This window comes from Buttiauxella izardii, assembly GCF_003601925.1.
Lineage (GTDB): Bacteria > Pseudomonadota > Gammaproteobacteria > Enterobacterales > Enterobacteriaceae > Buttiauxella > Buttiauxella izardii.
This window is the reverse complement of sequence record NZ_QZWH01000022.1, coordinates 42,874-61,177: the sequence shown is the minus strand read 5'-3', so window position 1 is coordinate 61,177 and position 18,304 is coordinate 42,874. Positions and strand designations below refer to the sequence as shown.

At 52.5% G+C, this 18,304-nt stretch carries 17 protein-coding genes; 5 read left to right on the top strand and 12 right to left on the bottom strand.

Annotated features, from left to right (window positions below; all coding sequences use genetic code 11):
* The first annotated feature begins 10 nt into the window (after positions 1-10).
* Genes ilvD through D6029_RS11035 form a run of 3 tightly spaced genes read left to right on the top strand, consistent with a single transcriptional unit; the run spans position 11 to position 3,398 of the window.
* Positions 11-1,717 carry a dihydroxy-acid dehydratase gene (gene ilvD / locus D6029_RS11045; RefSeq protein ID WP_120064803.1) on the top strand — a complete coding sequence of 569 codons (1,707 nt, stop codon included), beginning with the start codon at positions 11-13 and terminating at the stop codon, positions 1,715-1,717.
* Positions 1,717-2,619: a dihydrodipicolinate synthase family protein gene (locus D6029_RS11040; protein WP_120064802.1), complete on the top strand. Its 903-nt coding sequence runs from the start codon at positions 1,717-1,719 to the stop codon at positions 2,617-2,619. Before ilvD ends, D6029_RS11040 begins: the two co-directional genes overlap by 1 nt.
* Complete coding sequence (locus tag D6029_RS11035; RefSeq protein ID WP_120064801.1) at positions 2,616-3,398, top strand: SDR family NAD(P)-dependent oxidoreductase; 783 nt, start codon at positions 2,616-2,618, stop codon at positions 3,396-3,398. Before D6029_RS11040 ends, D6029_RS11035 begins: the two co-directional genes overlap by 4 nt.
* A gap of 53 nt (positions 3,399-3,451) precedes the next feature.
* On the opposite strand, the gene ispH is transcribed toward D6029_RS11035, so the two are convergent.
* Genes ispH through ribF form a run of 5 tightly spaced genes read right to left on the bottom strand, consistent with a single transcriptional unit; the run spans position 3,452 to position 9,153 of the window.
* Entirely contained in the window at positions 3,452-4,402 is a 951-nt protein-coding gene (ispH, locus tag D6029_RS11030) for a 4-hydroxy-3-methylbut-2-enyl diphosphate reductase (protein ID WP_120064800.1), read from the bottom strand.
* Entirely contained in the window at positions 4,383-4,853 is a 471-nt protein-coding gene (fkpB, locus tag D6029_RS11025; RefSeq protein ID WP_034459386.1) for an FKBP-type peptidyl-prolyl cis-trans isomerase, read from the bottom strand. Before fkpB ends, ispH begins: the two co-directional genes overlap by 20 nt.
* Positions 4,854-4,856: 3 nt before the next feature.
* Positions 4,857-5,363 (bottom strand): signal peptidase II, encoded by a 507-nt coding sequence (gene lspA / locus D6029_RS11020; RefSeq protein ID WP_120064799.1) that lies wholly within the window; start codon positions 5,361-5,363, stop codon positions 4,857-4,859.
* Complete coding sequence (gene ileS, locus D6029_RS11015; protein ID WP_120064798.1) at positions 5,363-8,179, bottom strand: isoleucine--tRNA ligase; 2,817 nt, start codon at positions 8,177-8,179, stop codon at positions 5,363-5,365. The genes lspA and ileS overlap by 1 nt, the downstream gene beginning before the upstream one ends.
* 41 nt (positions 8,180-8,220) lie before the next feature.
* Positions 8,221-9,153 (bottom strand): bifunctional riboflavin kinase/FAD synthetase, encoded by a 933-nt coding sequence (gene ribF, locus D6029_RS11010; protein ID WP_120064797.1) that lies wholly within the window; start codon positions 9,151-9,153, stop codon positions 8,221-8,223.
* A 326-nt stretch (positions 9,154-9,479) separates the two neighbouring features.
* Here ribF and rpsT point away from each other — a divergent pair, with 326 nt between their 5' ends.
* On the top strand, positions 9,480-9,743 hold the full coding sequence (rpsT, locus tag D6029_RS11005) for a 30S ribosomal protein S20 (RefSeq protein WP_034459390.1): 264 nt from the start codon (positions 9,480-9,482) through the stop codon (positions 9,741-9,743).
* A gap of 75 nt (positions 9,744-9,818) precedes the next feature.
* Here rpsT and nhaR read toward each other — a convergent pair whose 3' ends face one another.
* From nhaR to D6029_RS22515, 5 genes are all read right to left on the bottom strand, one after another.
* Complete coding sequence (gene nhaR, locus D6029_RS11000; RefSeq protein WP_120064796.1) at positions 9,819-10,712, bottom strand: transcriptional activator NhaR; 894 nt, start codon at positions 10,710-10,712, stop codon at positions 9,819-9,821.
* A gap of 65 nt (positions 10,713-10,777) precedes the next feature.
* Positions 10,778-11,956: a Na+/H+ antiporter NhaA gene (nhaA, locus tag D6029_RS10995; protein WP_120064795.1), complete on the bottom strand. Its 1,179-nt coding sequence runs from the start codon at positions 11,954-11,956 to the stop codon at positions 10,778-10,780.
* Positions 11,957-12,176: 220 nt separating this feature from the next.
* A complete protein-coding gene (gene dnaJ / locus D6029_RS10990) occupies positions 12,177-13,316 on the bottom strand; it encodes a molecular chaperone DnaJ (RefSeq protein ID WP_120064794.1) in 1,140 nt (379 codons plus the stop codon).
* An 85-nt stretch (positions 13,317-13,401) separates the two neighbouring features.
* The gene (dnaK, locus tag D6029_RS10985) at positions 13,402-15,321 is read right to left on the bottom strand and encodes a molecular chaperone DnaK (RefSeq protein ID WP_120064793.1); all 1,920 of its coding nucleotides are present in this window, start codon (positions 15,319-15,321) and stop codon (positions 13,402-13,404) included.
* A complete protein-coding gene (locus D6029_RS22515) occupies positions 15,322-15,495 on the bottom strand; it encodes a hypothetical protein (protein WP_167455993.1) in 174 nt (57 codons plus the stop codon).
* A 123-nt stretch (positions 15,496-15,618) separates the two neighbouring features.
* Between D6029_RS22515 and satP the strand changes: the two genes are divergently transcribed.
* A complete protein-coding gene (gene satP, locus D6029_RS10980; protein ID WP_120064792.1) occupies positions 15,619-16,188 on the top strand; it encodes an acetate uptake transporter in 570 nt (189 codons plus the stop codon).
* A gap of 55 nt (positions 16,189-16,243) precedes the next feature.
* Here satP and D6029_RS10975 read toward each other — a convergent pair whose 3' ends face one another.
* Positions 16,244-17,569, bottom strand: a complete 1,326-nt coding sequence (locus tag D6029_RS10975; protein WP_120064791.1) for an MFS transporter — start codon at positions 17,567-17,569, stop codon at positions 16,244-16,246.
* Positions 17,570-17,694: 125 nt separating this feature from the next.
* Positions 17,695-18,282: a molybdopterin adenylyltransferase gene (gene mog / locus D6029_RS10970; RefSeq protein ID WP_120064790.1), complete on the bottom strand. Its 588-nt coding sequence runs from the start codon at positions 18,280-18,282 to the stop codon at positions 17,695-17,697.
* Positions 18,283-18,304 lie beyond the last annotated feature (22 nt).

Below are 18,304 nucleotides of genomic sequence, written 5' to 3'. Positions count from 1 at the left end.
GATTGTGATTATGAGTGGATGTGGCGGATGTGCCAGCTGTGGCACGCATTTCAACCCGATCCTCGAAGGTGACGACGGCGCACTGAAACGTGCGCTATATAAATCCATGGGGCATACCGATGAGCAACTGCGCAAGCCAGTGATTGCGGTGGTAAACAGTTACACCAATGCCACGGCGGGGCATGCCAACCTGAACGAACTGACGGCAAAAGTGCTGGAAGGCATCGACGAAGCAGGCGGCGTCGGCATGGTGTTCGGCACCATCGCACCGTGTGACGGCATCGCCGAAGGGCATCTAGGAATGCGCTATATCCTTGCCGCCCGCGAAGTGATTACCGCATCAATCGAAGTGATGATGCGCGCCCACCGTTTCGACGGCATGGTGCTGCTCGGTTCGTGCGACAAAATCGTTCCGGCGATGTTGATGGCAGCAGCGCGTTTAGATATCCCAGCGATTATGGTCAACGGCGGGCCGATGTATCCCGCGGAATATAAAGGCAAACACTGGGATGGCAATATCGTGACCGAAGCCATCGGCTGGAAGATGCGCGGTGAAATCAGCGAGGAAGAGTTCGCGCACATAGAAAATATTGCCGAGCCTGGCCCTGGCTCCTGCACCATGTACGGTACGGCGAACACCATGTGCTGTATCGGTGAGGTGCTCGGCATGAGTTTGCCGGGCAGCAGCACGCTACCTGCGGTTTCAAAAGAGCGCCGTGATTGCGCGGTAGAAACCGGTCGCCAGGCCGTGGAACTGGTTATGAGCGGCGTGAATGCGCGCCAGATTATTACTAAAGAATCCATTCATAACGCGATGGTTTATCTGCTGGCAACGGGCGGCTCGACTAACGCAATTCTGCATCTCCAGGCGATTTACTACGAAGCCGAACTCGGCCATTTGCCGCTGTCGGCATTTGATGAACTCAGCCACAAAGTGCCGCTGGTCGCCTCGCTGTATCCGGCTTCCGAACACGACATGATCGACTTCTGGGAAGCGGGCGGCGTGCAGGCGGTGGAAGTTGAAATCAGCAAATTAATGCACCTCGACGCGCTGACCGTTGCCGGTAAAACCAAAGCTCAATTACTTGCCAAAGGCAAACGTAGCTGTCGCCCGGAAGTGATTCATACGCTGGCAATTCCAGTGCGCAATGAAGCGGGTGTCGCGGTGTTGCATGGCAATCTTTCGCCACTTGGATGCGTAGTGAAACCTGCTGCGGTGCCGGAAAACCTGATGGTGTTCCGTGGCCCGGCGGTGGTGTTTAACAGCGAGCAGGAATCTGTGGCGGCGATTATGTCCGGCCAGATTCAACCGGGCAGCGTGCTGGTTCTGCGCTACGAAGGGCCGAAAGGCGGGCCGGGTATGCCGGAAATGTATAAGCCAATGAAATCGCTGGAAGGCATGGGGCTTTCTGATACCTGCGCACTGATTACCGACGGGCGTTTTTCGGGTTCCAACCGCGGGCTGTTCGTCGGCCATATTTCCCCGGAAGCGGTAGATGGCGGAGAGCTTGGGCTAGTGGAAAATGGCGATGAAATCTCGATTGATATCCCGTCCCGCACGCTGACGCTGCATGTCGCGGAAACCGTTCTGGCAACGCGCCGTGAAAACTGGCAGCCGGTGAACAAAGAAGTGCCGCGTGGTTTCCTGCGTTTGTATCGCCGTTGGGCATTGCCTGCCGCGCAAGGCGCGGTGCTGACTGACCGGGAGGAAGATTAATGAACAAGCATTATACGGCGCAGGATATTGGCGGTGTGAATCCGATTACCGCGATGCCTTTTACCTCTGCGGGTGAACTGGATGAACGCAGTTTTGTGCGCCTGCTGGAACACTTGTCTAACAGCGGCGCGCAAGGCACCACGCTATTTGGCATCGCCAGCGAGTTCCCGAAACTGCATGACCAGGAGCGTGACCGACTGGCGCAGATGTTTGTTTCAACTCTCGCAGGAAGCCCACTTTACCGGGCGATGTCGGTCACCGATCACAGCACCGAACTGGCGGTGAAACGTGCGCGTTATTACGCAAAATTAGGTGCCGATGCGCTGATGTTGCTGCCGCCGTTTTTCCTTAGCCCTAATCCACAGGCCATTCAGGAACACATTTTTGCCGTACTGGAAGCGGTCGATATTCCGGTGATGGTGCAATACGCGCCGGGTGAAACGGGTCTGGCGATTTCACCGGAACAGTTGGCAGCGGTCGCCGCTCGCTACCCGCATGCGGTATTCAAAATCGAGTGTAATCCCCCTGTGGAATACACTCGCGAGTTTCTGAAACTCGCGCCCCAGGCAAGCGTGCTCAATGGCTACGCCGGTTTGTATATGCTGCAAATGCTGGCGGCGGGAGGCAAAGGCGTAATGCCGGGTTGCTCGTTTACCGAGGTGTATGTGCGGATTTATCAGCACTGGCAACAGGGTGAGCACACGCAGGCCGAGGCATTGCATCAGGCGCTGCTACCTTATATTCAACGCTGGATGACGCACTGTGAATACATCATTCAGGTTGAGAAAACGATTTTGATGCGGCGTGGAATTATCGCCACCGATTATTGCCGTAAACCTGGCTGGCAATTGACGCCAGAGGATAGTCAGCTTATCGATCATTTCATCAGGGACTTATTATGAAAACCCAACAATCTGCTCGTGTCGTTATTGTGACGGGAACCAGTCAGGGTATCGGCCAGGCTATCGCCAAAACCTTCCTGATGAATGGCGATATTGTTATCGGCTGCGCCTTTTCAGCACTCGAAAATGCGCCAAATGCTCAGAAAATGCTGGCTGAATATCCCGAGCGCTATTTCTATTTTTCCGTCGACGTCACCCAAACCGAATCAATTAAACAATTCGTGGCAGAGGCTGAAAAGCTGTTTGGGCGCATCGATGTGGTGGTGTCCAACGCGGGCAAAAATGTGTTTAAAGGCATTGATTGCGAAGAGAGCGAGTGGGCGCATAACTTTGATCTGAATTTGCGCTCCCACTGGTATCTGGCGAAATGCGCCCGTCCGGCACTGCAAAAAAACAAAGGAACGATCCTGGTGATCACCTCCAATCATGCATTTTCAACCATGCCGGGTTGTGCGCCGTATAACATCAGCAAGCGAGCGTTACTATCGCTGGTGCAAAGTCTGACCATCGAATGGGGGCCGGAAATCCGCACCGTCGGTATCGCGCCAGGTTTTATTGATACTGATGGTAATCAGGCATGGTTTGATTCGCATACCGATGGGAAGATCGCTCGCGAGAAAACTATCAAAAAACATCCCGTTGGGCGTATTGGCCGTTCAGAAGAAGTAGGCGATTTGTGCCTGTTTCTGGCAAGCGATAAAGCCGGTTTTATTGCCGGAACCACCATCGTGATGGACGGCGGGCGCAGCGCGATTATGCAGGACGAGGATGACGTTTAGGTGTAAAAATGGGGAGCCTAAGCTCCCCATTTCATTCATTCCAAAGTGCGAGCTTACTCGACTTCTTTCACATCCACTCGCAGCTCACGCGGCACTTCGAAAACAATGTTTTCTTCGCGGCCGACTAGCTCGCGGGCTTCGCTGCCGCCGAGTTCACGCAGGCGAGCCAGAACGTTTTGCACCAGAATATCTGGCGCTGACGCCCCTGCTGTCACACCCACACATTCGGCACCGGTTACCCACTCTTCCTGGATATCCGCCGCATCATCAATCAGATATGCGGATTTGCCCATGCGCTGGGCAAGCTCTGCCAGGCGGTTGGAGTTAGACGAGTTTTTCGAGCCAACGACCAACACCACATCCGCTTCGTCAGCCAGTGCTCGCACCGCTTCCTGACGGTTGGTGGTGGCGTAGCAAATGTCGTCTTTACGCGGGCCGATGATTTTCGGGAAACGTTTACGCAGCGCGTCAATCACGTCAGAGGTGTCATCAACCGAGAGCGTGGTTTGCGTCATAAACGAAAGTTTGCCTTCGTTTTTGACGTCCAACTTGCTGACATCTTCCGGTGATTCAACCAGATACATGCCACCTTTCGGGTTGCTGTACTGGCCCATGGTGCCTTCCACTTCCGGGTGGCCTGCGTGGCCAATCAGAATGGATTCTTCACCACGGCGGCTGGCACGAGCCACTTCCATATGCACTTTGGTAACCAGCGGGCACGTTGCATCAAACACCGTTAAATCACGGCCTTTGGCTTCGTTACGCACCGCCTGGGAAACCCCGTGTGCGGAGAAAATCAGGATTGCGCCGTCTGGCACTTCGCTGATTTGCTCGATGAAAATCGCCCCGCGTTCGCGCAGGCTATCGACCACGTAGCGGTTATGCACCACTTCGTGACGGACGTAAATCGGTGCGCCGTAAATCGCCAGCGCGTTTTCAACAATGCTGATAGCGCGGTCGACCCCGGCACAAAAGCCGCGTGGGTTAGCCAACAGGATCTGCATTCAACGCCTCCAGTACCGGGTCAATTTCCAGTACTTCGATATCAAAATGAATGGTTTGCCCGGCGAGTGGGTGGTTAAAGTCAACGGTGATGGAATCGCCGTTAACTTCACGCACAACACCTGGCATCTCGCTGCCATCCATTGCAGTGAACAGCATAATGGCACCCGGAACCGGTTCGCCCGCGTCGATAAATTCACGGCGCGAGAAATACTGGATCATGTCCGGGCTTGGAATACCAAACGCGGATTCCGGTGCCAGAGAGAACGCTTTTTTGTCCCCTGCTTTTAAGCCGACTAGCTGGTCTTCCATGCCTGGCGACAGTGTTTCGTCGCCCAGCGTGAAGAGTGCCGGTTTGCCGTTATTGCGGGTCGACTCGGCGGTGGAGCCATCTTCAAGTTTCAGCGTGAAATGCACCAAAACTCTGCTATTGGCTTGGATAGACTCAGCCATGGGTTACCCTTTTTCTTTTGCGGGCTTGTCGGAGGAGACAAAGAATCCCTCCAGCACAATCAGCGCCGCACCGATACAGATTGCCGTATCGGCCAGGTTAAACGTGGCGAAGTGCCAGTCGCCGACATAGAAATCAATCATGTCGACCACGAAGCCGTGCCATAAACGGTCGAACAGGTTGCCGAGCGCGCCGCCAATGATTAAAGCATAGGCGATGTTATGCAGCTTCTGCGTGGCTTTAGCGCGGTACATCAGCACCGCCAGAATCACACAGATACCGATGGCGATACCCGCGAAGAACCAGCGCTGCCAGCCGCCTTTATCCGCCAGGAAACTGAACGCGGCACCATAGTTACGGGCGTAGTGCAGATTCAGCGACGGGAACAGGGATACGGTGTCCCCCAGCATGAAATGCTGGAGGATCAGGTATTTGCTGCCCAAGTCGACAATCAGAACCACCACTACAAGCCACAGCCAGCGCAGGCCGGTCGAACTTATCGATTTACTCATCAGGCAAATTTACGCTTTTCGCCGTCACCGGCTACGTTGGTGACACAGCGGCCGCAGATTTCTGCGTGTTCCGCTACCTGACCGACGTCGGTGGTGTAATGCCAGCAACGCGGGCACTTCTCACCGTCGGCTTTACGCAAGGCGACTTTCAATCCTTTCAGGATTTCGCTCTGTTGAGCGTCTTCGCCAGCCTGCGCATAATCGGCAACTTCAGCACCGGAGGTCAACAGGACAAATCGTAATTCCTCGCCCAGGCTGTTGAGCTTAGAAGCCAGATCGCTGTCGGCGTACAGAGTGACTGCCGCTTCCAGTGAACCGCCCACACGCTTGTCAGCACGCGCTTGTTCGATGACTTTGTTCACTTCGCCACGCACGGTTAACAGGGTGTCCCAGTAATCGTTGTTCATGGTTTCGCTGTCAGCCAGGCCGAACAGACCTTCGTACCACTCGCCAGTAAACACGTACTTCTCGCGGTCACCTGGCAGGTAAGCCCAGATTTCGTCAGCGGTGAAGGACATGATTGGTGCCATCCAGCGAACCAGCGCTTCTGCGATGTGGAACAGCGCGGTCTGGCAGCTACGACGCGCAATGCCATCGGACTTCGCGGTGTACTGACGGTCTTTGATGATGTCGAGATAGAACGAGCCCATTTCGATGGAGCAGAAACGCATCAGGCGTTGCACCACTTCGTGGAAATCGTAGTTCTCATACGCTGCAAGGATATCGGCCTGTGCTTCTTGCGCACAGCCAACTGCCCAACGGTCCAGTTTCACCATCTCTTCCGGGCTGACCATATCGGTTTCTGGGTTGAAGCCGTTCAGGTTCGCCAGCAGGAAGCGCGCGGTGTTACGGATACGACGATAAGCATCAGCAGCACGTTTCAGGATTTCGTCAGAAACTGCCATTTCGCCGGTGTAATCGGTCGATGCCACCCACAGACGCAGGATGTCCGCACCCAGTTTGTTCATCACGTCTTGCGGAGAAACGGTGTTACCGATGGATTTGGACATTTTGCGGCCCTGACCATCAACGGTGAAGCCGTGAGTCAGTACCTGGCGGTAAGGCGCTTTGCCTTTCATCGCCGTCGAAATCATCAGTGAAGACATGAACCAGCCGCGGTGCTGATCCGAACCTTCCAGATACATGTCTGCCGCGTGGCCGCTGAATTCAGGGCGCACATCAACAACAGAAGAGTGCGTTGAACCTGAGTCAAACCACACGTCTAAAGTGTCTGGCACTTTGGTGTAGTTGTCAGCGTCGTCGCCCATGATGTCGCGCGGGTCGAGATCCCACCACGCCTGAATACCATCTTGCTCAACGCGTTTAGCAACTTCTTCCATCAGCTCCAGCGTGCGCGGGTGCAGCTCTTCAGTGTCTTTGTGCACGAACATGGACATTGGCACGCCCCATGTACGCTGACGCGAGATACACCAGTCCGGACGGTTCGCTACCATCGATTCGATACGCGCCTGGCCCCAGTCAGGGATCCACTGCACGCCTTTGATCTCTTTCAGAGACTGCGCGCGCAGTCCTTTTTGATCCATGCTGATGAACCACTGCGGAGTAGCACGGAAGATGATTGGCGTTTTGTGACGCCAGCAGTGCGGGTAGCTGTGCAGCAGTTTTTCAACGTGCAGCAGAACGCCTTTATCACGCAGAATGTTAACGATGAGATCGTTCGCTTTGAATACCTGAACGCCGTCCAGACCTTCGTAAGTCCCAGGCAGGTAGCAACCGTCCGGGCCAACGGGGTTGGCGATTTCAAGATTGTATTTCTGGCTGATGACGTAGTCGTCAGGGCCGTGGCCGCCTGCGGTGTGAACCGCACCGGTACCGGCTTCCAGCGTAACGTGGTCGCCAAGAATAGCTGGCACGTCGAAATCTAAGAATGGGTGCTTGTAGCGAGTCAACTCAAGGTCAGCACCTTTGGCTTCGCCAAGCACTGTCCACTCGGTGATGCCCGCGCTCTTCATTACGCCTTCGAGCAAGTCTTTAGCCACGATCAGCGCCTGGCCATCAACCTGAACCAACACGTATTCGAATTCGGCATTCAGAGAAACGGCGCGGTTTGCTGGCAAAGTCCACGGCGTGGTGGTCCAGATAACCATGGAAACTGGGCCGTTAACTTGTGTTGCGCCAAACTTCGCTTTGACCACGTCAGCATCAACGGCTTTAAAGTTCACGAAGATGGATGGTGACGTTTTGTCGTAGTACTCAACTTCTGCTTCAGCCAGTGCTGAACGGCAGTCCACGCACCAGTGCACAGGCTTAGCGCCTTTATGCAGGTGGCCATTACCGACAATTTTACCCAGCGCGCGGATGATGTTCGCTTCGGTTTTGAAATCCATGGTCAGGTACGGACGTGACCAGTCGCCCAACACACCCAGACGGATGAAGTCTTCACGCTGCCCGTCAACCTGCTCTGCCGCATATTTACGGCAAGCTGCACGGAATTCTGCCGCAGACACTTTCTCACCCGGCTTGCCGATGAGTTGCTCTACTTTCAGCTCGATTGGCAGACCGTGGCAGTCCCAACCTGGAACATACGGTGAGTCAAAACCGCTCAGCCCTTTGGACTTCACGATAATGTCTTTCAGAATCTTGTTTACTGAGTGACCAATGTGAATGCTGCCGTTCGCGTATGGAGGGCCATCATGCAGAATGAAGGATTTTTTGCCTTTCTTTGCATTACGGATGATGCCGTACAGGTCATCATCATTCCAGCGAGCCAGCATGCCCGGTTCACGTTTAGCGAGATCGCCACGCATCGGGAACCCTGTTTCCGGTAAGTTCAGGGTAGATTTAAAGTCACTCATTAGATTCTCGGTTCCGTATTTCGGTTTTGAGGAAAGCCAGCTCAGGTATTAGACCCAAAAAATTCGCGGGCGGTTACCACATCTTTGGCGATTTGCGCTTTCAATTCATCAAGCGAAGCAAACCGTTGTTCATTTCGTATTTTCTTGCGCAGCACCACATCTATATGGTGCCCATATAAGTCCATTGCAACGTCCAGCAGATGGACTTCTAACTGTTGGCGAATCCCCGCAACAGTAGGACGCGTGCCAATGTTGGCAACGCCTGGCAGGGGTTTGTCACCCAGGCCTGCGACTTCTACCGCAAACACCCCTTTTACCGGGGAAACCTGGCGACGCAGCGGTAAATTCGCCGTTGGGAAACCAATGGTTCTCCCAAGTTCATCACCGTGGACAACGCGCCCGGAGATGATAAACGGATGGCCCAGTAAACTTTCGGCCAGCGCTAAGTCGTCATCAGCCAAAGCCTGACGCACCGCAGTGCTGCTAATGCGCACGCCGCCTTCGCAGAAAGTTTGCGTACTGGTGACGTCAAAGCCATATTCCAGACCCGCCTTCTGTAATAACAAGAAATCCCCCTGGCGACCAGCACCAAAGCGGAAATCATCACCCACCGCGAGGAATTTTACCCCGAGGCGGTCAACCAGCAGATCGCTGACGAAGTTCTGCGCCGTGAGCGCAGCAAAACGGCGATCAAATCGCACGCACAATACGTAGTCCACTCCACACTCGGCCAGATAACGCAGCTTTTCGCGCAGACGTGTCAGACGCGCTGGGGCTTTATCACCCGCAAACAGCTCAAGCGGTTGTGGCTCGAAAATCATGACCATCACCGGCAGATTGCGCGCACGTCCTTCTGCACACAGCCCTTTCAACAGGGACTTGTGGCCTCGATGAACACCGTCGAAATTACCAATGGTGAGAACACAACCGTGGTGGTTCTGGCGTAAATTATGTATGCCGCGTATCAGCTTCATGGCTGGCTCAAGACAGTGGAAATCGGCGGATTATATCAATTACCACGGTGAAGGTTAACCAGCGATTGCCCCCTTTGACATAAAGCGTTAAGGATTTCATCGCGCTGGGGTCAGGATTCTATGCAGATGCGCATCACTGGACGATTTTTGTTGCTAAAGGCTGTATTCATGGCGGTGAAGCTGGTAGAATCCGCGCCATCACAACGTAAGAGGCACCGGAAATTTAACGGCGCTTATTTGCACAAATCCATTGACAAAAGAAGGCTAAGAGGGCATATTCCTCGGCCTTTGAATTGTCCACATAGATCATATTTGGGAGTTGGACCTTGGCTAATATCAAATCAGCTAAGAAACGTGCTGTACAGTCTGAAAAGGCTCGTAAGCACAACGCAAGCCGTCGCTCTATGATGCGTACTTTCATCAAGAAAGTATACGCAGCGATTGAAACTGGCGACAAAGCTGCTGCACAGAAAGCATTTAACGAAATGCAACCAATCGTGGATCGTCAGGCTAGCAAAGGTCTGATCCACAAAAACAAAGCTGCGCGTCATAAGGCTAACCTTGTAGCGCAAATCAACAAACTGGCTTAATCGCCAACTTGTTGTTAGCTTGAAAAAAAACCGGCTTCTGCCGGTTTTTTTATATCTAAAATTTGAGCTTCTGAATCAGGCTTCTTTGAACAGAGCCGAATAGTCACGGTTACACACGCGCTGCACCGCCGGATGCTGAATCATACGTTCGGCAAATATCGCGTGATACTCTTCCATCACGTTCTCAATGCGCCCGATTTCAACAATATTCTCATCGTTGTAAGTGTCTTCGCCATAAAGCGTCGGTGCGACGAATATCGCATTATGTGCCGCGCCAAAAGCTTTCATCAGTGCCGCATCATCAAACTCACCGAGAATCTCAACGTTCAGCCCCTGTCCATGAATCCAGTTAAGGATTTTGCGCCCTAACATTGAACGACGACCTGGAATCAGTAAGCGTCGGGTTTCCAGACAGGCCGGGAATGGCAAATCAGGCACCGGATTCTGGCTCCAGAAGCTAATCCCGCATTCGCCGATTTTCACCGAGAACAGCCCTTCTTGCTGAGTCGAATCAATCGGGCAATCAGAGATAATCATATCCAGCTTATGTTGGCTCAATTGTTCGAGCAGCATTTCGTGTGTCGATTCAAAGCAGCGCAGATGGATTTGCTCATCTTCAACAACGGCTGCATCGAGCACACCGCTGACCAGACGTTTTGATAACGCATCCGCAATTCCGACATCAAACAGCAGGCTCGATTCTTTGCGGTAGTTGACGATATCCAGCATCTCCTGGCTTAACGTGAACATGCGGTCCGCATAACGAAATACCAGTTGGCCCAGCTCAGAAGGCACCAGACCACGCCCCTGGCGACGGAAGAGTTTCCCTTGCAGGCGCTCTTCTAATGCTTTGATTTGGCCGGTAATAGTTTGCGGTGTCAGATACAGAGCTTCTGCGGCACCGACCACCGAACCTTCTTTGCAGACGTGCCAGAAATAGTAGAGATGGTTGTAATTGATGTGTGACATGTGTTGTTCTCTCCCTGATAAACAATCCATTGATTAACGGCTCCAGAGGAGCCGTTAATGGAATATTAATGATGCTTTAACTGTGGGCTGAAACGGCTTCTCAGCATGCAATAACCCACCACCGCAGAAAGCAGTGACCCCAACAGTATACCCAGTTTCGCCCAGGTAATAAGTGCCGGGTCCGCGCCGTCAAACGCCAGAGAAGCGATGAAAATCGACATCGTAAAGCCGATGCCACACAGCACGCCCACCGCCATAATTTCCTTGCACGTTGTCCCTTCAGGCAAGGTTGCTAGTTTAAATTTCAAGGCAGCCCAGCAGAACAGGCTAATACCCAGTGGCTTACCGATAAACAGGCCCGCCATAATCCCCATCGGCAACAGCGAAGTTAAACCAGCAAACGTCACGCCGCTTAACGACACGCCCGCATTGGCAAAAGCGAACAATGGCAGAATCAGGAACGCGACCCAAGGGTGAAGCACATGCTCCAGTTCTTTTGCCGGGGAACGACCGTCTTTCTCTTTAAGCGGGATCAGGAAACCGATGATCACGCCAGCAAGCGTGGCGTGGACACCCGATTTCAGTACCGCAGTCCACAACACGACCCCCACCAGAATATACAACCCGGTGCGGCGAACGTTGCAGATATTCAGTAATGCCAGAACAGCGATGGCACCCGCCGCAACAGCCAGCGACAGAATGGAAAGGTCACTGGTGTAGAACAAGGCGATGATCACAATCGCGCCCAGGTCATCAATAATCGCCAGCGCCATCAGGAACACTTTCAGCGCGACCGGAACCCGGTTGCCCAACAAGGCCAGAATACCCAGTGCGAAAGCGATATCCGTCGCCGCTGGAATCGCCCAACCTTCACGGGTAATTGGGTCCTGGAAGTTAAACAGCAAATAGATTGCCGCCGGTACAACCATGCCGCCCAACGCTGCAATCACAGGGAACGAGGCCTGACGCATGCTGGCAAGCGAGCCGCTCACCATTTCACGTTTTACTTCCAGGCCAATCATCAGGAAGAAGATGGCCATCAGTGCATCGTTCACCCACAACAGCAGGTTTTTACTGATATCCAGAGAACCGATACGCACTTCGACCGGCGTGTTCAAAAACGATTGATACAACTCACTGGTGGAACCCAGGTTAGCAAGAACCATTGCCAGCACAGCGGCAAGGATTAAAAAGATGCCGCTTGAGGCATCGCTATGGAAAAAGTGTTTTAGTTTTTTTGTCATTCTGTCATCCCGGTTTTTCGACTGCCTTAAATCATTTAGGGCATTAATATGTATTAAGCATAGCCTGTCTAACACATCGAGAAAAGTAGATTATATAGCATCAAACAATCGGAAATAACGAAACGTATCACTTGCAGAATTAATACGTTTTTAGGGAATAAAAAAGCCTGAATCAAAAACAAACGATTCAGGCTTTTGTACTGCTAAAGGGAAATTGCGTTTAGCGAGTCAAATCATCAAAGAACTTTTTTACGCCGTCAAAGAAACTCTTTGAACGCGGACTGTTCTTTTCACCGCTTGGCCCACCAAAGCTTTCAGCCAAATCACGCAGCAGCTGCTTCTGCTTTTCGTTCAGGCTGACTGGCGTTTCCACCACCACACGGCATAGCAGGTCGCCCTGAGCACCACCACGTACGGATTTCACCCCTCTGCCACGCATTCTGAACAATTTGCCCGTTTGCGTTTCGCCAGGCACTTTCAGGTTCACACGACCATCAAGCGTTGGGACTTCAATTTCACCGCCGAGCGCTGCCATCGCGAAGTTAATTGGCACTTCGCAATACAGGTTGTTGCCTTCACGCTCGAAGATCGGGTGCTGTTTAACCTGAACCTGAACGTACAAATCACCTGATGGTGCGCCATGCTCGCCCGCTTCGCCTTCGCCTGCAAGACGAATACGGTCGCCGGTATCAACGCCTGCCGGGATTTTTACCGACAACGTTTTAGTTTTCTCTACACGGCCATGGCCATGACAGGTGTTGCACGGATCTTTAATAATCGAACCGCGACCCTGGCAGTGTGGACAGCTTTGCTGCACCGTGAAGAAGCCCTGACGCATTTGCACCTGGCCTTGTCCATGACAAGTCGGGCAAGTTTGTGGCTTGGAGCCTGCTTTCGCGCCGCTACCGTGACAAACGCCACACTCTTCAAGCGTTGGGATACGGATCTCTTTGGTGACGCCACGAACCGCTTCTTCCAGCGTTAAGTCCATGTTGTAACGCAAATCGGACCCGCGGGAAGCACGCTGACGGCGGCCACCACCGAAGATGTCACCGAATACGTCGCCAAAGATATCGCCAAAGTCAGCACCGCCACCGCCAAATCCGCCGTGACCGCCACCGCCCATCCCGCCTTGCTCAAACGCGGCATGACCATATTGGTCGTATGCGGCACGTTTTTGGTCGTCGGTCAGGATTTCGTAGGCTTCTTTGATTTCTTTAAATTTGCCTTCGGCTTCTTTGTCACCCTGATTACGATCCGGGTGGAACTTCATTGCCAGGCGTTTATAGGCTTTCTTGATTTCACGCTCTTCCGCGTTTTTCGGAACGCCTAAAACCTCGTAATAGTCTCTCTTCGCCATCTTTTTTGTCTGCCCCTAACATGCGGGCACGGGCGCAGAGGAAAACCTCGACGCCCGTGCCAGTTACCAACCGCTCAAAGGGCGATTATTTTTTGTCTTTAACTTCTTCGAACTCAGCGTCAACAACATCGTCGTCTTTGCCAGCAGATTTGCCAGCATCAGTCGCGTTGCCAGCTTGCTGTTCAGCATGCTGTGCCTGAGCCAGTTCCATCAGTTTCTGAGAAACTTGCGCCAGCTCCTGCATTTTCGCTTCGATGTCAGCTTTGTCTTCGCCTTTCAGAGAAGTTTCCAGCGCTGTCAGCGCAGACTCGATTGCAGTTTTGTCATCAGCTGGCAGTTTGTCGCCTGCTTCTTCAACCTGCTTGCGAGTGCTGTGCATCAAATGGTCGCCCTGGTTGCGAGTCTGAACCAGTTCTTCGAACTTACGGTCAGCTTCGGCGTTAGCTTCTGCATCGCGAACCATTTTCTGGATCTCTTCTTCGTTCAGACCAGAAGAAGCCTTGATGGTGATCTTCTGCTCTTTACCGCTGTTTTTGTCTTTCGCGGAAACGTGCAAGATACCATCAGCATCGATATCGAAGGTGACTTCAACTTGCGGCATGCCGCGCGGTGCTGGGCTGATACCATCCAGGTTGAACTGACCCAGAGATTTGTTATCAGCTGCACGTTTACGCTCACCCTGGATAACATGGATAGTTACCGCAGACTGGTTATCTTCAGCAGTTGAGAACACCTGGCTATGTTTAGTCGGGATAGTGGTGTTTTTGTTAATCAGTGAAGTCATCACACCGCCCATGGTTTCGATACCCAGAGACAGCGGGGTAACGTCCAGCAGCAGTACGTCAGTCACATCACCAGCAAGCACACCACCCTGAACAGCAGCACCGATTGCAACCGCTTCGTCCGGGTTCACGTCTTTACGTGGTTCTTTACCGAAGAACTCAGTCACTTTCTTCTGAACCATTGGCATACGAGTCTGACCACCAACCAGGATAACGTCCTGGATATCAGATACAGACAGGCCAGCATCTTGCAGTGCAACTTTCAGCGGCTCGATAGAACGGTTGACCAGGTCTTCGACCAGGGATTCCAGTTTTGCACGAGTCACTTTGATGTTCATGTGTTTTGGACCGGTCGCGTCTGCTGTAATGTACGGCAGGTTCACGTCGGTCTGCTGAGCAGAAGACAGCTCAATTTTCGCTTTTTCAGCAGCTTCTTTCAGACGCTGCATAGCCAGTGGATCGTTACGTAGATCGATACCTTGATCTTTCTTGAACTCTTCCACTAAGTAGTTGATCAGACGGCTATCGAAGTCTTCACCACCGAGGTGGGTATCACCGTTGGTTGCCAGAACTTCGAAGGTTTTTTCGCCATCAACTTCGTCGATTTCGATAATAGAGATATCGAAAGTACCACCACCCAAGTCGTAAACCGCGATAGTACGGTTGCCAACTTCTTTATCCAGACCGTAGGCCAGAGCCGCTGCGGTTGGTTCGTTGATGATACGTTTTACTTCCAGACCTGCGATACGGCCAGCATCTTTAGTTGCCTGACGCTGTGCATCGTTGAAGTATGCAGGAACGGTGATAACAGCTTCAGTTACTGGTTCGCCCAGGTAATCTTCAGCGGTTTTCTTCATTTTCTTCAACACTTCAGCAGAGATCTGCGGAGGTGCCATTTTCTGACCTTTAACGTCAATCCACGCATCGCCGTTGTCGGCTGCAATGATTTTGTACGGCATGATAGCTTCATCACGCTGCACTTCTTCGTCCTGGAAGCGACGGCCAATCAGGCGTTTGATCGCGAACAATGTGTTCTGCGGGTTAGTCACTGCCTGACGTTTAGCCGGCTGACCAACCAGAATCTCACCATCCTGCGTATAAGCAATGATTGAAGGAGTGGTGCGATCACCCTCGGCGTTTTCAAGAACGCGAGCGGTAGTACCATCCATAATTGCTATACAAGAGTTGGTTGTACCCAAGTCGATGCCAATAATTTTACCCATCTAAACGTCTCCACTTAAAATTTGTTCGTCATATGGTCGTGAACCTGTTATGCGGGCAAACAAGAGTCTTTCAACTGCCCAAACACGATTTTTTACAGGCTCAACAACTGCGGTTGCATACAAGATGGGGTCGCTCGGCTCGTCATCAAGGGGCAAGGCAAAAAAAATTTTCATCTTCACACCTGTTTAGATCATAGACTCGAACCCCTCACCTGATTATGATGCCGCGCCCCGCTGCCCTTTCGCAGTTGTGTGGCGACTACATATATTCATTTTCAGACGAATTTTAGAGGAACTATGGGCAACACTAAGTTGGCTAATCCAGCTCCCCTGGGCTTGATGGGCTTCGGCATGACCACCATTCTGCTCAACTTGCATAACACCGGCATCTTCCCTTTTGATGTCAACATCCTTGCAATGGGCATTTTCTACGGTGGTATCGCACAAATTTTTGCCGGCCTGTTGGAATTTAAGAAAGGTAATACTTTCGGCCTGACAGCATTCACTTCTTATGGCTCTTTCTGGCTGACTCTTGTCGCCATTCTGATCATGCCTAAGATGGGTCTTGCAGATGCAGCAAACGCACACTTCCTCGGCGCGTATCTCGGTCTGTGGGGCGTCTTCACACTGTTCATGTTCTTCGGCACCCTGGCTTCTGCGCCACGTATGCTGCAGTTCGTGTTTGCAAGCCTGACCGTACTGTTTGCCCTGCTGGCTATCGGCCACCTGGCTGACAACGAAGGCATCGTTCGCATCGCGGGCTGGATTGGTCTGGTTTGTGGCGCAAGCGCCATTTACCTGGCAATGGGCGAAGTGATCAACGAGCAGTTTGGCCGTACCGTGCTGCCGATTGGTGAAAAACACTAATTCCCGCAGTCACTGTAGATAGAAACAAAAACGCGGAGCCTGGCTCCGCGTTTTTTTATGAGTGTTGCAACGGCCTTTCAACCATTTTACTTTCCGGCGTTAAGTCGTTTCGCAACCAAATCCCCAGCCCTAAACCCACCATCGCTAACGCCAGCACATACCACGCCGGCCCCATCGGTGATATTGCCGATAACATCGTCACAAATATCGGCGTCAGGCCACCGAAAATAGCGTACGACATATTGTAAGAGAACGAGATGCCGGTAAACCGCACTTCCGCCGGGAACGCTCTGACCATCACATACGGCACCGCGCCCACCACGCCAACGCTTAAACCGACCAGACCATATAAGAAGAACAGATATTCAGGATGGCTGGCCGTCAGGTGATAGAACATCCAGCTACAGACCGCCAGCATCAAGCTGCCGACAATAAAGGTTTTACTGGCACCAATACGGTCGATGACCAACCCCGCCACAATACAGCCAATGCACAGCATAACGATGGCGATACTGTTTGCCTGAAGCGTCAAAGCTGGCGCGAAGCCCAACTGTTTTTGCAGCCAGGTTGGTGCCATCAAAATCACCACCACAATTCCCGCCGACAGCAACCACGTCAGCAGCATGGAAACCACCACGGCTTTTTTATGGTTCACGACCACAGATTTCAACGGCATCTCTTCGGCGAGTGCTTTGCGTTGCTGCATCTCAATAAAAATTGGCGTCTCTTGCAGCCAACGGCGCAGATACATCGCCACCAGGCCGAAAATACCGCCGAGGAAGAACGGAATACGCCAGCCGCCGTTGTGAATCGCTTCTTGCGTCATTGAAGTATTGATAATGGTGGCGACCACGGAACCCAGCAAAATACCCGCGGTTAAGCCCGCCGTTAACGTGCCGCACGCGATGCCAATACGTTTATAAGGAACATGTTCCGCCACGAACACCCACGCGCCGGGCACTTCCCCACCGATTGCCGCGCCCTGAAGCACGCGCATCAAAAGGAGTAATACGGGGGCTGCGATACCCAACGTTTCGTAAGTCGGCAACATACCAATTGCCAGCGTCGGCAACGCCATTAGCAAAATGCTCAGGGTGAACATTTTCTTGCGCCCAACCAAATCGCCGAAGTGCGCCATGATAATGCCGCCCAGCGGACGCGCCAGATAACCCGCCGCAAAGATGCCGAAGGTTTGTAGCTGGCGTAGCCATTCGGGAATATCCGCAGGGAAAAAGAGTGCGCCGACGACGGTGGCGAAGAACACGAAGATGATGAAGTCGTAAAATTCGAGCGCGCCACCCAGAGCGGCGAGGGTCAGGGTTTTGTAATCCTGACGATTCAGAGGTCTTGTGCGTTGTGTAGAATTTAATTGTTGTGACATAAGAACCTGCGTATTCAATAGAGTGTGGTTTTTAGTTTCCATTTTGCTGTAAAGCAAAACTTACTATAACCAACCCTCATTCACATACCAGAGTCACTACATCTTATGTCACAAACAATCTATCTTTAGGCGTTTATATCGCGAATCGCACTCTTGGGGCGAAAAGCTGCTACTACAGTGCTATCAGTTTCGATATAAGGGCCATCAAGCAACTGTATACAATACGGTACACTTGCAAAAATACCTGGCACCACCACTTTGCCATCCGCATCTTTCACGCCTTCAAGCGTTTCCTGAATGGATTTCGGCTGCCCCGGCAAATTCAGGATTAGCGCCTGCTTGCGGATAACGCCCACCTGGCGGGAAAGAATCGCCGTCGGCACAAACTGCAGGCTTATCTGGCGCATTTGCTCGCCAAAACCAGGCATTACGCGATCGGCAATCGCCAGTGTTGCATCAGGTGTCACATCACGTCGCGCCGGGCCAGTGCCGCCGGTAGTCAAAACCAGATGACACGCCATTTCATCCACCAGCTCGCACAGCGCTTGTTCAATCAGCGGCTGCTCGTCAGGGATTAAGCGCGTTTCAATCTGAAAAGGAGTGGTTAAGGTTTTCTCCAGCCAGTCAACCAGCGCCGGAATGCCTTTATCTTGATAGACACCGCTTGAAGCGCGGTCAGAGATGGAAACTAAGCCAATGCGTAAGGTATTCATATCATTCCTGGACAGTCAAAAC

What these genes read in the sequence shown, in the direction of transcription:
- ilvD (WP_120064803.1), top strand. Translation starts at nt 11, where the DNA reads ATGAGTGGATGTGGCGGATGTGCCAGCTGTGGCACGCATTTCAACCCG.
- D6029_RS11040 (WP_120064802.1), top strand. Translation starts at nt 1,717, where the DNA reads ATGAACAAGCATTATACGGCGCAGGATATTGGCGGTGTGAATCCGATT.
- D6029_RS11035 (WP_120064801.1), top strand. Translation starts at nt 2,616, where the DNA reads ATGAAAACCCAACAATCTGCTCGTGTCGTTATTGTGACGGGAACCAGT.
- ispH (WP_120064800.1), bottom strand. Translation starts at nt 4,402, where the DNA reads ATGCAGATCCTGTTGGCTAACCCACGCGGCTTTTGTGCCGGGGTCGAC.
- fkpB (WP_034459386.1), bottom strand. Translation starts at nt 4,853, where the DNA reads ATGGCTGAGTCTATCCAAGCCAATAGCAGAGTTTTGGTGCATTTCACG.
- lspA (WP_120064799.1), bottom strand. Translation starts at nt 5,363, where the DNA reads ATGAGTAAATCGATAAGTTCGACCGGCCTGCGCTGGCTGTGGCTTGTA.
- ileS (WP_120064798.1), bottom strand. Translation starts at nt 8,179, where the DNA reads ATGAGTGACTTTAAATCTACCCTGAACTTACCGGAAACAGGGTTCCCG.
- ribF (WP_120064797.1), bottom strand. Translation starts at nt 9,153, where the DNA reads ATGAAGCTGATACGCGGCATACATAATTTACGCCAGAACCACCACGGT.
- nhaR (WP_120064796.1), bottom strand. Translation starts at nt 10,712, where the DNA reads ATGTCACACATCAATTACAACCATCTCTACTATTTCTGGCACGTCTGC.
- nhaA (WP_120064795.1), bottom strand. Translation starts at nt 11,956, where the DNA reads ATGACAAAAAAACTAAAACACTTTTTCCATAGCGATGCCTCAAGCGGC.
- dnaJ (WP_120064794.1), bottom strand. Translation starts at nt 13,316, where the DNA reads ATGGCGAAGAGAGACTATTACGAGGTTTTAGGCGTTCCGAAAAACGCG.
- dnaK (WP_120064793.1), bottom strand. Translation starts at nt 15,321, where the DNA reads ATGGGTAAAATTATTGGCATCGACTTGGGTACAACCAACTCTTGTATA.
- D6029_RS22515 (WP_167455993.1), bottom strand. Translation starts at nt 15,495, where the DNA reads ATGAAAATTTTTTTTGCCTTGCCCCTTGATGACGAGCCGAGCGACCCC.
- satP (WP_120064792.1), top strand. Translation starts at nt 15,619, where the DNA reads ATGGGCAACACTAAGTTGGCTAATCCAGCTCCCCTGGGCTTGATGGGC.
- D6029_RS10975 (WP_120064791.1), bottom strand. Translation starts at nt 17,569, where the DNA reads ATGTCACAACAATTAAATTCTACACAACGCACAAGACCTCTGAATCGT.
- mog (WP_120064790.1), bottom strand. Translation starts at nt 18,282, where the DNA reads ATGAATACCTTACGCATTGGCTTAGTTTCCATCTCTGACCGCGCTTCA.